The 14,294-nt window shown below is 34.7% G+C and carries 7 protein-coding genes; 6 read left to right on the top strand and 1 reads right to left on the bottom strand.

What is annotated here, in order from left to right; all coding sequences use genetic code 11:
• Window positions 1-3: 3 nt before the first annotated feature.
• The 6 genes from trpB to hisF all read left to right on the top strand — a co-directional run bounded on the left by trpB (window position 4) and on the right by hisF (window position 12,478).
• On the top strand, window positions 4-1,185 hold the full coding sequence (gene trpB, locus H6553_08450; protein ID MCB9033852.1) for a tryptophan synthase subunit beta: 1,182 nt from the start codon (window positions 4-6) through the stop codon (window positions 1,183-1,185).
• Window positions 1,185-1,961, top strand: coding sequence for a tryptophan synthase subunit alpha (locus H6553_08445; GenBank protein ID MCB9033851.1), 777 nt, complete (start codon window positions 1,185-1,187; stop codon window positions 1,959-1,961). The genes trpB and H6553_08445 overlap by 1 nt, the downstream gene beginning before the upstream one ends.
• A gap of 238 nt (window positions 1,962-2,199) precedes the next feature.
• Window positions 2,200-2,793 carry an imidazole glycerol phosphate synthase subunit HisH gene (gene hisH, locus H6553_08440; protein MCB9033850.1) on the top strand — a complete coding sequence of 198 codons (594 nt, stop codon included), beginning with the start codon at window positions 2,200-2,202 and terminating at the stop codon, window positions 2,791-2,793.
• Between the two features lie 97 nt (window positions 2,794-2,890).
• The gene (locus H6553_08435; GenBank protein MCB9033849.1) at window positions 2,891-10,942 is read left to right on the top strand and encodes an Ig-like domain-containing protein; all 8,052 of its coding nucleotides are present in this window, start codon (window positions 2,891-2,893) and stop codon (window positions 10,940-10,942) included.
• A 62-nt stretch (window positions 10,943-11,004) separates the two neighbouring features.
• Window positions 11,005-11,721, top strand: coding sequence for a 1-(5-phosphoribosyl)-5-[(5-phosphoribosylamino)methylideneamino]imidazole-4-carboxamide isomerase (gene hisA, locus H6553_08430; GenBank protein ID MCB9033848.1), 717 nt, complete (start codon window positions 11,005-11,007; stop codon window positions 11,719-11,721).
• Window position 11,722: 1 nt separating this feature from the next.
• Entirely contained in the window at window positions 11,723-12,478 is a 756-nt protein-coding gene (gene hisF / locus H6553_08425) for an imidazole glycerol phosphate synthase subunit HisF (GenBank protein MCB9033847.1), read from the top strand.
• A gap of 40 nt (window positions 12,479-12,518) precedes the next feature.
• Here the strand turns inward: hisF and aceK are convergent, their stop codons facing one another.
• Window positions 12,519-14,276, bottom strand: a complete 1,758-nt coding sequence (gene aceK, locus H6553_08420; protein MCB9033846.1) for a bifunctional isocitrate dehydrogenase kinase/phosphatase — start codon at window positions 14,274-14,276, stop codon at window positions 12,519-12,521.
• Window positions 14,277-14,294 lie beyond the last annotated feature (18 nt).

Below are 14,294 nucleotides of genomic sequence, written 5' to 3'. Positions count from 1 at the left end.
GCAATGAATTATTTAGTGGACAATAGAGGTTATTATGGCGATTTTGGTGGTGCATTTATTCCAGAAATGTTGCACAAAAATATAGAAGAGCTACAAAAGGTCTATTTAAATATCATTCAAGAAGAAGCATTTCAAAAGGAATTTAACGATTTATTAGAGCATTATGTAGGCAGACCAACACCTTTATATCTTGCAAAGAGACTTAGCAAAGCATTCAATACCAATATTTATCTCAAACGCGAAGATTTATGTCATACAGGTGCTCATAAAATTAATAATACAATCGGACAGATATTATTAGCTCAACGCATTGGTAAAAAACGAATTATTGCAGAAACTGGTGCTGGTCAACATGGTGTGGCTACAGCTACAGTTTGTGCTTTAATGGGTTTGCAATGTATTGTATATATGGGTGAAGTAGATATTGAAAGACAATCACCTAATGTTAAGAGAATGAAAATGTTAGGAGCAGAAGTTTGTCCTGCTACAAGTGGAAGTAAAACACTTAAAGATGCTACTAACGAAGCTATGAGAGATTGGATTGCTAATCCAAATGATACGCATTATATTATTGGTTCTGTGGTTGGACCACATCCATTTCCAGATATGGTAGCAAGATTTCAATCTGTGATTTCTAAGGAAATGAAGACGCAATTGCTCAAACAAACTGGCAACGAAAATCCTAACTATATTATAGCTTGTGTTGGAGGTGGAAGCAATGCTGCTGGTGCATTTTATCATTACTTAAATGATGAAGCAGTACAATTAGTTGCGGTAGAAGCTGCTGGATTAGGCGTGCATTCTGGAAAAAGTGCTGCTACAACACAATTAGGCAGAATGGGTGTATTACACGCAAGTAAAACGCTGTTTATGCAAACGGAAGATGGTCAGGTGGTTGAACCTCATTCTATTTCTGCTGGATTAGATTATCCTGGAATTGGTCCAATTCATGCTAATTTATTTGCTACAGGTAGAGCTAAGTTCCTTTCAGCTACAGACAATGAAGCAGTTCAAGCGGCTTTACAGCTAACACAGCTAGAAGGTATTATTCCAGCTTTAGAGTCAGCTCATGCTTTAGCAGCTCTTAAACAAATTAATTTTAAACAAAGCGATGTAGTAGTCGTTAATCTTTCTGGTAGAGGCGATAAAGATATGGATACTTACATCAGAGAACTAAATTTATAATGAATAGATTACAAAACATTTTTCAAGATAAAGACAAAAAGCGATTGAGTATTTTTTGTACAGCTGGATTTCCAAATCAAGATAGTTTGCCATTGATTTTAAGTAGTTTACAACAAAATGGTGTTGATTTTGTAGAAATCGGAATGCCTTTTTCTGATCCAACAGCAGATGGACCAATTATTCAAGAATCAAATAAAGTAGCAATAGATAATGGAATGACTATCAAATTGTTATTTGAGCAGTTGGAAAATATCAGAAATACTATAAATATGCCTTTAGTTTTAATGGGATACTTAAATCCTGTGTTGCAATTTGGTATAGAAAATTTTTTAAAGGCTGCAGCTAATTGTGGTATAGATGGTATTATTATTCCTGATTTACCAATGTATGAATATGAAACAGAGTATCAAGATTTATTCAAACAGTACAAAATTCAGAATATCTTTTTGATAACACCACAAACTTCTGAAGATAGAATTAGAAAAATTGATACTCTATCTGATGCATTTATTTATGCAGTTTCTACACACACTATTACTGGTGGAAGTGTTGATTTTCAACAAGAACAAGAGCAATATTTCAATCGATTGCAACAAATGCAATTAAAAAATCCTATTGTAATTGGTTTTGGCATTAAAGACAAAGCATCGTTTAATTTTGCTACAAAGTATGCACAAGGAGCTATTATAGGAAGTGCTTTTGTTAAAGCAATAGAAAATTCAGAAAATATAGAAAAAGATATTCAACAATTTATTCAATCTGTATTAGAAGAATGACCTCAATAAATTTAGAGAGAACAAATAAAAAAGCGTAAAAAATATTATTGTTTGAGTTTCGAATATTTATTTCGAAACGAGTTTTAAGATTTTTAGCTTTTTTATGTAGTTCGAGCGTTAAGAATTTATTGCAGTCTTGATTTTTTGCTACTTTTGTATCAAGACAAAAGTAGATACTAAATAGTGTATTAAGTAAGTTTTTTTATAGGTTTTTAATATGTAATTTGGCTAAGATATTATGAATGTAGCAATTATAAAATATAATGCAGGTAATGTTCAAAGTGTAGTACATGCTTTACATCGATTAAATATAGAACCAATCATTACAGATAATCACGAAACTATACTACAAGCAGATAAAGTAATTTTTCCAGGTGTAGGTCATGCACAGCCAACCATGCAATATTTAAAAGAAAGAAATTTAGATGTACTAATCAAAAATTTAAAGCAGCCAGTATTAGGTATTTGCTTAGGTCAGCAATTAATGTGTCAGTTTTCAGAAGAAGGAAATGTAGATTGTTTAAATATCTTTCCAGTTCAAGTAAAAAAGTTTCAAGCTACAACCAATCATCAAAAAATTCCACACATGGGTTGGAATACCATTACTGATTTAAAATCTTTATTATTTCAAAATATTGATAATAGTGCGTATGTCTATTTTGTTCACAGCTATTATTGTGAAATAAGTGATTATACAATTGCTACAACCAATTATATTTTACCTTATGCTTCAGCTATGCATAAAGATAACTTCTATGCCGTGCAGTTTCATCCAGAAAAAAGCGAAAAAATTGGTAGCCAAATCATAGAGAATTTTATAAAAATTCATTAATTAATAAATCTTTATTTTTAATAAAAAAAATAACTTTTTTTAAGGTTCATTTATTATTTTAGGATGCTGTATTTTAAAAATTTATTTTACCTCATATATGAAACAAAACTTCAATAACTTTATTTTATTTTTCTTTGTAAATATTTTAATATTAGGAAATATAAAAGCTCAACAACAATATAAAAGATGTTCTTCAGCAGAAATCTTACAACAAAAATTATTAGCTAATCCTGCTTTAAAAGAAAAGCAAGATAAAATAGAATCTCTTACTAATAATTATGTACTACAACACCAAAATAATGCCAATAACCGTGTAAGTGCTGTAAATGTTACTATACCAGTTGTATTCCATGTTGTTTATAGAACTGCTGCTGAGAATGTTAGCGATGCAGTATTAATGGCTCAATTAAATAGATTGAATGAAGATTATGGTGGAACAAATTCAGATATTGCCAATTTACCAGCTGTATTTAATAGTATAAAAGCAGGAAATACTGGAATACAATTTTGTTTGGCAACTCGAGATCCAAATGGCAATGCTACTACAGGCATAGTAAGGAAACAGACAACGGTTACTTCTTGGTCAGATGATGATGCTGTAAAATATACAGCTCAAGGTGGTTCTAATGTTTGGGATAGAAATAAATATTTAAATATTTGGGTATGTAATTTAGGTGGTGGCTTATTAGGATATGCTCAATTTCCTGGTGATGCTGCCGCTACAGATGGAGTTGTTGTATTGTATTCTAGCTTACCAAATGGTACATCTACGCCTTACGATATGGGAAGAACTTTAACGCATGAAGTAGGTCACTGGTTAAATTTATATCACATTTGGGGTGATGATGGTAGTAGTTGTTCTGGGAGTGATTTAGTTGGTGATACGCCAAATCAAGCAGATGAAAATTATGGTTGCCCTACTTTTCCTACTATTTCTTGTAGCAATGGACCAAACGGCGATTTATTCCAAAATTATATGGACTATACAGATGATGCTTGTATGTTTATGTTTACTGCTGGTCAAGCTACTAGAATGCAAGCATTATTTAGTACAGGTGGTACTCGTGCTTCTCTTGTAACTTCCAATGGCTGTACACCATTAACACCAGTAGTACCAGTAGCAAATTTTGTTGCTAATAGTACCGAAGTTTGTGTTGGAAATTCTGTTTCATTCACAGATTTATCTACAGGAATTCCTACCTCTTGGTCGTGGAGTTTTGCTGGAGGTACACCTAGTACTTCTACAGCACAAAATCCAACAGTAACATATAATACAGCAGGTACTTATACTGTTACATTAACAGCTACCAATGCTCAAGGTGCTGATGTAGAAACTAAAACTGCTTATATTACTGTAGGTACGCCAAGTGGCGTTGCTTTACCTTTTTCTGAAGGATTTCAAGCTACTACATTTCCACCTAGTGGCTGGAGCTTACTGTCTAATTCAGGATATAACTGGGAACGAACTACAGATGCTGGTGGCTTCGGTACTTCTAGTGCTTCTATGCTTTTCAATAATTTTGATAATGATGCTAATGATGCAAGCGATTATATATATTCACCAATAATTAATTTAAATGGAGCAACAAATCCAAGATTAAAGTTTGATGTTGCTTATGCTAGATATAGTAATAATTCAAAAGATTCTTTAGAAGTATTTATTCAAGATGCTTGTTCTAATACATTAACTTCTATCTATAAAAAGGGTGGTAGTGATCTTGCTACTAGATCAAATACTACTAGTTATTTTATTCCAACTAGTTCACAATGGCGTATAGATTCTGTTTTTATTCCAGCTGCATATCTAAATAAAAGTGTAAAAATTATTTTTAGAAATAATGGTGCTTGGGGTAATAATATTTATGTAGATAATATAAATTTATATGGAGTAGCAAGTTGTGTTGGTACACCAACAGCTAGTTTTACTAGTTCCAGTACAAGCATTTGTGCTGGTGAAAATATTACTTTTACCAATACATCAACTGCTTCTTCTGGTTCTTTGGATTCTGTTAGATGGACAATCACAGGAGGTTCACCTAATACTTCAACTTCAAGTACATTTGTTACTTCAACTTTTAATACTGCTAATAGCTATACAATTACATTAAAAGCTTATAAGTGTGGAACTGTTAATACAGCAACTCAATCAATTACAATAAACGCCAAACCAACAGTAAATGCAATTACAGGATTAAGTAGCGTATGTGTAGGAGAGAATACAACATTCAGTTCAACAACAGCAGGAGGTTCATGGTCAAGCAGTGCAACAGGAATAGCAACAGTCAATGCAAATGGTGTAGTAACAGGAATCTCAGCAGGAAGTGCTACAATAAGTTATACAGTAACCAGTGGTGGCTGTTCAACAACAGTAACGAAAGTTATAACAGTAAACGCCAAACCAACAGTAGCAGCAATTACAGGATCATCAACAGTATGTGTAGGAGAGAATACAACATTCAGTTCAACAACAGCAGGAGGTTCATGGTCAAGCAGTGCAACAGGAATAGCAACAGTAAATGCAAATGGTGTAGTAACAGGAATCTCAGCAGGTAGTGCTACAATAAGTTATACAGTAACTAGTGGCGGATGTTCAACAACAGTAACAAAAGTTATAACTGTAAACGCCAAACCAACAGTCAATGCAATCACAGGTTCAAGTAGTGTATGTGTAGGAGAGAATACAACACTCAGTTCAACAACAGCTGGAGGTTCATGGTCAAGCAGTGCAACAGGAATAGCAACAGTCAATGCGAGTGGCGTAGTAACAGGAATTGGAGCAGGAAGTGCTACAATAAGTTATACAGTAACCAGTGGTGGCTGTTCAACGACAGTAACAAAAGTTATAACTGTAAATGCCAAACCAACAGTTAGTGCAATCACAGGTTTATCAACAGTATGTGTAGGAGAGAATACAACATTCAGTTCAACAACAGCAGGAGGTTCATGGTCAAGCAATGCAACAGGAATAGCAACAGTCAATGCGAGTGGCGTAGTAACAGGAATCTCAGCAGGAAGTGCTACAATAAGTTATACAGTAACCAGTGGTGACTGTTCAACGACAGTAACAAAAGTTATAACTGTAAATGCCAAACCAACAGTAGCAGCAATTACAGGATTAAGTAGCGTATGTGTAGGAGAGAATACAACATTCAGTTCAACAACAGCTGGAGGTTCATGGTCAAGCAGTGCAACAGGAATAGCAACAGTCAATGCAAATGGTGTAGTAACAGGAATCTCAGCAGGTAGTGCAACAATCAATTATACAGTAACCAGTGGTGGCTGTTCAACGACAGTAACAAAAGTTATAACTATAAATGCCAAACCAACAGTAGCAGCAATTACAGCATCATCAACAGTATGTGTAGGAGAAACAACGACATTCAGTTCAACAACAGCAGGAGGTTCATGGTCAAGCAATGCAACAGGAATAGCAACAGTCAATGCGAGTGGCGTAGTAACAGGAATTGGAGCAGGCAGTGCTACAATAAGTTATACAGTAACAAGTGGTGGCTGTTCAACGACAGTAACAAAAGTTATAACTGTAAATGCCAAACCAACAGTAGCAGCAATTACAGGATTAAGTAGTGTATGTGTAGGAGAAACAACGACATTCAGTTCAACAACAAGCGGAGGCGTATGGTCAAGTAGTGCAACAGGAATAGCAACAGTAAATGCAAATGGTGTAGTAACAGGAATCTCAGCAGGTAGTGCTACAATAAGTTATACAGTAACCAGTGGTGACTGTTCAACGACAGTAACAAAAGTTATAACTGTAAATGCCAAACCAACAGTAGCAGCAATTACAGGATTAAGTAGCGTATGTGTAGGAGAGAATACAACATTCAGTTCAACAACAGCTGGAGGTTCATGGTCAAGCAGTGCAACAGGAATAGCAACAGTCAATGCAAATGGTGTAGTAACAGGAATCTCAGCAGGTAGTGCAACAATCAATTATACAGTAACCAGTGGTGGCTGTTCAACAACAGTAACAAAAGTTATAACTGTAAATGCCAAACCAACAGTAGCAGCAATTACAGCATCATCAACAGTATGTGTAGGAGAAACAACGACATTCAGTTCAACAACAGCAGGAGGTTCATGGTCAAGCAATGCAACAGGAATAGCAACAGTCAATGCGAGTGGCGTAGTAACAGGAATTGGAGCAGGCAGTGCTACAATAAGTTATACAGTAACAAGTGGTGGCTGTTCAACGACAGTAACAAAAGTTATAACTGTAAATGCCAAACCAACAGTAAATGCAATTACAGGTTCAAGTAGTGTATGTGTAGGAGAGAATACAACATTCAGTTCAACAACAGCAGGAGGTTCATGGTCAAGCAATGCAACAGGAATAGCAACAGTCAATGCGAGTGGCGTAGTAACAGGAATCTCAGCAGGAAGTGCTACAATCAATTATACAGTAACAAGTGGTGGCTGTTCAACGACAGTAACAAAAGTTATAACTGTAAATGCCAAACCAACAGTAAATGCAATTACAGGTTCAAGTAGTGTATGTGTAGGAGAGAATACAACATTCAGTTCAACAACAGCAGGAGGTTCATGGTCAAGCAATGCAACAGGAATAGCAACAGTCAATGCGAGTGGCGTAGTAACAGGAATCTCAGCAGGAAGTGCTACAATCAATTATACAGTAACAAGTGGTGGCTGTTCAACGACAGTAACAAAAGTTATAACTGTAAATGCCAAACCAACAGTAAATGCAATTACAGGTTCAAGTAGTGTATGTGTAGGAGAGAATACAACATTCAGTTCAACAACAGCAGGAGGTTCATGGTCAAGCAATGCAACAGGAATAGCAACAGTCAATGCGAGTGGCGTAGTAACAGGAATCTCAGCAGGAAGTGCTACAATCAATTATACAGTAACAAGTGGTGGCTGTTCAACGACAGTAACAAAAGTTATAACTGTAAATGCCAAACCAACAGTAAATGCAATTACAGGTTCAAGTAGTGTATGTGTAGGAGAGAATACAACATTCAGTTCAACAACAGCAGGAGGTTCATGGTCAAGCAGTGCAACAGGAATAGCAACAGTCAATGCAAGTGGTGTAGTAACAGGAATTGGAGCAGGAAGTGCTACAATCAATTATACAGTAACCAGTGGTGGCTGTTCAACGACAGTAACAAAAGTTATAACTATAAATGCCAAACCAACAGTAGCAGCAATTACAGGATTAAGTAGTGTATGTGTAGGAGAAACAACGACATTCAGTTCAACAACAAGCGGAGGCGTATGGTCAAGTAGTGCAACAGGAATAGCAACAGTAAATGCAAATGGTGTAGTAACAGGAATCTCAGCAGGTAGTGCTACAATAAGTTATACAGTAACCAGTGGTGACTGTTCAACGACAGTAACAAAAGTTATAACTGTAAATGCCAAACCAACAGTAGCAGCAATTACAGGATTAAGTAGCGTATGTGTAGGAGAGAATACAACATTCAGTTCAACAACAGCTGGAGGTTCATGGTCAAGCAGTGCAACAGGAATAGCAACAGTCAATGCAAATGGTGTAGTAACAGGAATCTCAGCAGGTAGTGCTACAATCAATTATACAGTAACCAGTGGTGGCTGTTCAACAACAGTAACAAAAGTTATAACTGTAAATGCCAAACCAACAGTAGCAGCAATTACAGGATCATCAACAGTATGTGTAGGAGAGAATACAACATTCAGTTCAACAACAGCAGGAGGTTCATGGTCAAGCAATGCAACAGGAATAGCAACAGTCAATGCGAGTGGCGTAGTAACAGGAATTGGAGCAGGCAGTGCTACAATAAGTTATACAGTAACCAGTGGTGGCTGTTCAACGACAGTAACAAAAGTTATAACTGTAAATGCCAAACCAACAGTAGCAGCAATTACAGGATTAAGTAGCGTATGTGTAGGAGAGAATACAACATTCAGTTCAACAACAGCTGGAGGTTCATGGTCAAGCAGTGCAACAGGAATAGCAACAGTCAATGCAAGTGGTGTAGTAACAGGAATTGGAGCAGGAAGTGCTACAATCAATTATACAGTAACCAGTGGTGGCTGTTCAACGACAGTAACAAAAGTTATAACTATAAATGCCAAACCAACAGTAGCAGCAATTACAGGATTAAGTAGTGTATGTGTAGGAGAAACAACGACATTCAGTTCAACAACAAGCGGAGGCGTATGGTCAAGTAGTGCAACAGGAATAGCAACAGTAAATGCAAATGGTGTAGTAACAGGAATCTCAGCAGGTAGTGCTACAATAAGTTATACAGTAACCAGTGGTGACTGTTCAACGACAGTAACAAAAGTTATAACTGTAAATGCCAAACCAACAGTAGCAGCAATTACAGGATTAAGTAGCGTATGTGTAGGAGAGAATACAACATTCAGTTCAACAACAGCTGGAGGTTCATGGTCAAGCAGTGCAACAGGAATAGCAACAGTCAATGCAAATGGTGTAGTAACAGGAATCTCAGCAGGTAGTGCAACAATCAATTATACAGTAACCAGTGGTGGCTGTTCAACAACAGTAACAAAAGTTATAACTGTAAATGCCAAACCAACAGTAGCAGCAATTACAGCATCATCAACAGTATGTGTAGGAGAAACAACGACATTCAGTTCAACAACAGCAGGAGGTTCATGGTCAAGCAATGCAACAGGAATAGCAACAGTCAATGCGAGTGGCGTAGTAACAGGAATTGGAGCAGGCAGTGCTACAATAAGTTATACAGTAACAAGTGGTGGCTGTTCAACGACAGTAACAAAAGTTATAACTGTAAATGCCAAACCAACAGTTAGTGCAATCACAGGTTCAAGTAGTGTATGTGTAGGAGAGAATACAACATTCAGTTCAACAACAGCAGGAGGTTCATGGTCAAGCAGTGCAACAGGAATAGCAACAGTCAATGCGAGTGGCATAGTAACAGGAATTGGAGCAGGAAGTGCTACAATAAGTTATACAGTAACAAGTGGTGGCTGTTCAACAACAGTAACGAAAGTTATAACTATAAATGCCAAACCAACAGTCAATGTAAATTCTACTAGTGTTTGTGCTGGAGGAACAGCTACTCTTACTGCAACAGGAGCTACAACTTACTTGTGGAGTACAGGAGCTACAAGTGTATCGATTTCAGTTTCACCAACAGTTACTACAAATTATACTGTAACAGGAACAACAAACGGATGTTCTTCAAGTGCAGTGGCAACAGTGAATGTAAATACAACAGCTCCAACAGTAATTGTGAACCCATCTTCAACTAGTATATGTGAAGGACAAGAGATAACATTAACCGCTAGTGGGGCAGATAATTATAGTTGGAATCAAATAGGAACAATAGTAAATAATACTTTAACATTTACTCCAAGTACTAATCCAACAGTAGTAACGGTTATTGGTTCAGTCATTGGCTGTTCTGCTACTGGAAATGCATCATCAACAATTATGCTTAAGCCAAATCCAACAGTTGAAGTAAATTCACCAACTATTTGTAGTGGAGAGTCTGCTCAATTAAATGCAACAGGAGCTACATCTTATACATGGACAGATGGTTTGTCATCTATAGCAAATCCAACTACACCAATATTAACTAGCAATCAATCGTATACCGTAACAGGAACTACTAATGGTTGTAGTGCTTCCGCAGTTGCAAATGTTAATGTTAACCAATTGCCAATAACACCAGTTATTACGCAGTCTAATGATACTTTAACTTGTAGTATTATAGGAACTAATTATAATTGGTATTTAGATGGTGTTTATGCAACGAGTACAAGTTTACCATATTTAGTGGCTACTACATCTGGAAATTATTCAGTTAAAGTCGTTGATAATAATTGTGAATCAGATTTTTCTAACAATTTAGCATTTACTCTAACTGCGATTAAAAATAATACATTGAATATTAGTGTAAATGTATTCCCAAATCCAAATAATGGAGTATTTAATATCAATATTTCATCTCCAATAAATACTGTATATAAACTGAAATTATATAATATAAGTGGACAGATATTGTTGCAAGAAGATTTAAAAATTATAATCGGACAAAATTCAAAATTAATCAACTTAAATACTATAGAAAAAGGAGTATATTTTATTTCATTAATTGGAAAAGATGGAGTGAATACTCAAAGTATTATTATACAATAAAATCTTAATTTTATAACTTTAAAGACTGCATTTCTTGTGCAGTCTTTTTTATTTTTATACGCATGATAATTATTCCAGCTATAGATTTAATAAATGGACAGTGTGTGCGATTAACGAAAGGCGATTACTCTACTACGAAAGTTTATAATAGTAATCCATTAGAAATGGCACAAGAATTTGAAGCTGCTGGTTTTACGCATTTACATTTAGTAGATTTAGATGGTGCTAAGGCAGGTGAAGTTAAAAATTGGCAAGTTTTAGAAACCATTGCTAAGCATACTTCCTTAAAAATTGATTTTAGTGGCGGCATTAAATCATTAGATGCTGCTAAAAAAGCATTAGATTTTGGTGCTGAAAAAATTACGATTGGCTCTTTGGCTGTTAAAAATAAAGCGTTGTTGTTAGAATGGACAAACACTATTAGTACAGATCACATCATCATTGGTGCTGATGTAATGAATGAATATATTGCTATACATGGTTGGCAAGAAACATCAAATGAACGAATTGAAGATTTTATACAATTTTACTTAAATCATAACTTTAAGTATTTTATGTGTACTGATGTTAGCAAAGATGGAATGCTACAAGGAACTGCTACAGATTTATATCAACAGTTAATTACTCAATTTCCTACAATTAATTTAATTGCAAGTGGTGGAGTTGCTACTATGAACGATATTGAAACTACTAAAACTATTGGTTGCTATGCTTGTATTGTTGGAAAAGCCATTTATGAAAATAAAATTTCGTTAACCGAACTTCAATCATTCAATTAACATGCTGACAAAAAGAATCATTCCTTGCTTAGATATTAAAGACGGACAAACTGTTAAAGGTGTTAATTTTGTTGATTTAATTCATGCAGGCGATCCAGTTGAATTAGCCCAAGCTTATGTAGAACAAGGAGCAGACGAATTGGTTTTCTTAGATATTACAGCTACTGTTGAAAAAAGAAAAACGCTAGTAGAATTAGTGAAAAAAGTGGCTGCTGCAATAAATATTCCGTTTACAGTTGGTGGTGGCATTAGTCATATTGATGATGTAGATGCTTTGTTGAATGCAGGTGCAGATAAAATCTCTATCAATTCATCTGCAGTAAAAAATCCAGATTTAATTGATGCTATGGCAAAACAATTTGGCAGTCAGTTTGTAGTAATAGCTATAGATACTAAATTTACTAATGATGAATGGATTGTTTATACTCATGGAGGAAGAACACCTACAACAATTCAAACTAAAAATTGGGCAGCAGAAGTTCAAAACAGAGGAGCAGGTGAAATTTTGTTAACTTCTATGAATCATGATGGAACCAAACAAGGTTTTGCTTTAGATATTACTAAATATTTAGCTGAGAATTTGCATATTCCTGTAATTGCAAGTGGTGGAGCAGGAAAGGAGCAACATTTTCTAGAAGTATTTAACGAAGCCAATGCAGATGCAGCATTAGCAGCTAGTATTTTTCATTTTGGCGAAATTCCAATACCACAACTAAAGAACTATTTGCAACAAAATGGTGTAGTAGTTAGAGTGTAAGATTGTTCTATGAAATTATTTTTCATTTAGTATTACCACTCTATTTATAATCTAAAAAGTCGTTTTCGGTTTTGTTTTTGAATCGGCGTGATTTATCATAAGCATAAAAACGCAAGTACTCTCCTTGTCTTACTTTTTTCTGAATGTTAATCCATAGTTTTGGTGTAAAAATATCACCGTGTTCTGCCATAAATACTTCGCCAATTGGTCCGTCTGGTACCATAAAAGATTTAAATTCTTCTGGAAATATATCATTTTGGTCTGCTGAAATATCTATCTGACTAAATCTATCATCGTCGTAATCATCTGGTTGTGGCAATCGTCTAAATCGTAGCTCTGTTAGTTGTTGAATTTCATCGTAATCATAAAAAATAACTCTACCATGTCTAGTAACACCAAAATTTTTCATGAGTAAATCACCTGGAAAAATATTAGCTGCTGCTAACTCTTTTACACAAAAACCATAATCTAAAATGGCTTTGCATTTGTCTATTGGATTGGCTTCTTGCAAATAAATATTGAGTGGTGTCATTTTTCTTTCTAAATATACATGTTTTATCAATACATTATTTCCTATAAATTCAACCGTTTCTTTACAGTGTTCTTTAAATTCTTGAATTAGTTCGAACGCAAATAAATTTCTAGGAAAAATTAAATTCTCAAAAAGATGTGCATAAGCCATTCTACCAACTCTGTCGTTTAGTTCTACTTCTTCGTATTTTTTTATCACTTCTTTTCTAGTAATGGTTTTAGGATTTTCAAATTTATCTTTAATTATTTTAAATACGAAATTATAATATTTTAAAGTAAATACAGTCATTACCATTCCTTTTATTCCTGGTGCAATTACAAATTTATCTTCATGATTGAGTGTATAGTTCATTAAATCTCTATACAAAATTGTTTTACCATGTCTGTAATATCCAATAGAATCGTACAATTCTCCGACTGCTTTGTATGGCAAAAGCTTTTTAAGATAGTCGATAAGTTGTGCTGGATATTTAGTGTTGACCATAAATGAAGCTCGTGTAAAACTAAAGATGACACTAATTTCGGCTTGAGTGTACACGATAGAATCGACGAAAAGTCCACCTTCGTCATTTAAAATAGGAATTACAAAAGGCATGTACCAATCGTTATAAACAAATCGACCTACAATAAATGCACCTCTATTTCTATAAAATATAGAGTTTAATATTTCAATATGTGTTAAATATAAATTTGATTTTTGATAAATAATTGTTGGTGCTACTTCATTAAAAATCATTTCTGCGTCTCTGTCAATATCTTCAAAAGGAATTGAAAAATGACAAGTTTGCAACAATTGCTTAATTGTTACTTTAGAAAAATGCATTGCTAAAATAGTGGTTACTATTTTCTTTTCTGCTTCTTCATTTCGTTGAGGTCGATAATCGTTAAAATCAAAAAACTCTATTTGTTCGTTAAAAGATTTATCAAAAAATATTTTTCTTACTACAGAATTGTAGAAAGTCTCGGAATTTAGTCGATATGGTTTTGATGCTATTAATCTAGAAAATTCTGTTTTTATTTTTGCCCAAATGTCTTCGCTTGTACATGCTTCTTGTAGTTGTTCTTGAGCGTATTGTATGCAGTTTTTAGCATAATTTCTATACAATACATAGCGTTCTTGTTGTTTTACAAAAGTTTCGGCATATTTTTTTTGTTCAAAATTTGATTTGGCACAAGCAGTAATTTCATTAAACTGAGCCAATAATTCGTCGTATGCATTACAAATTTGATAAGCAATTGCCTTAATTTTTTCTTGATGCGAGTTCATAGCATTGAAAATTACAAA

It is taken from the genome of Chitinophagales bacterium (assembly GCA_020636535.1).
In the GTDB taxonomy this organism is placed as follows: Bacteria; Bacteroidota; Bacteroidia; order Chitinophagales; family JADIYW01; genus JADJSS01.
This window is presented reverse-complemented; position numbering and strand designations above follow the sequence as displayed.

Coding starts and splice junctions, on each gene's coding strand:
- hisH (MCB9033850.1), top strand. CDS start 2,200: ATGAATGTAGCAATTATAAAATATAATGCAGGTAATGTTCAAAGTGTA.
- aceK (MCB9033846.1), bottom strand. CDS start 14,276: ATGAACTCGCATCAAGAAAAAATTAAGGCAATTGCTTATCAAATTTGT.
- H6553_08435 (MCB9033849.1), top strand. CDS start 2,891: ATGAAACAAAACTTCAATAACTTTATTTTATTTTTCTTTGTAAATATT.
- H6553_08445 (MCB9033851.1), top strand. CDS start 1,185: ATGAATAGATTACAAAACATTTTTCAAGATAAAGACAAAAAGCGATTG.
- hisF (MCB9033847.1), top strand. CDS start 11,723: ATGCTGACAAAAAGAATCATTCCTTGCTTAGATATTAAAGACGGACAA.
- trpB (MCB9033852.1), top strand. CDS start 4: ATGAATTATTTAGTGGACAATAGAGGTTATTATGGCGATTTTGGTGGT.
- hisA (MCB9033848.1), top strand. CDS start 11,005: ATGATAATTATTCCAGCTATAGATTTAATAAATGGACAGTGTGTGCGA.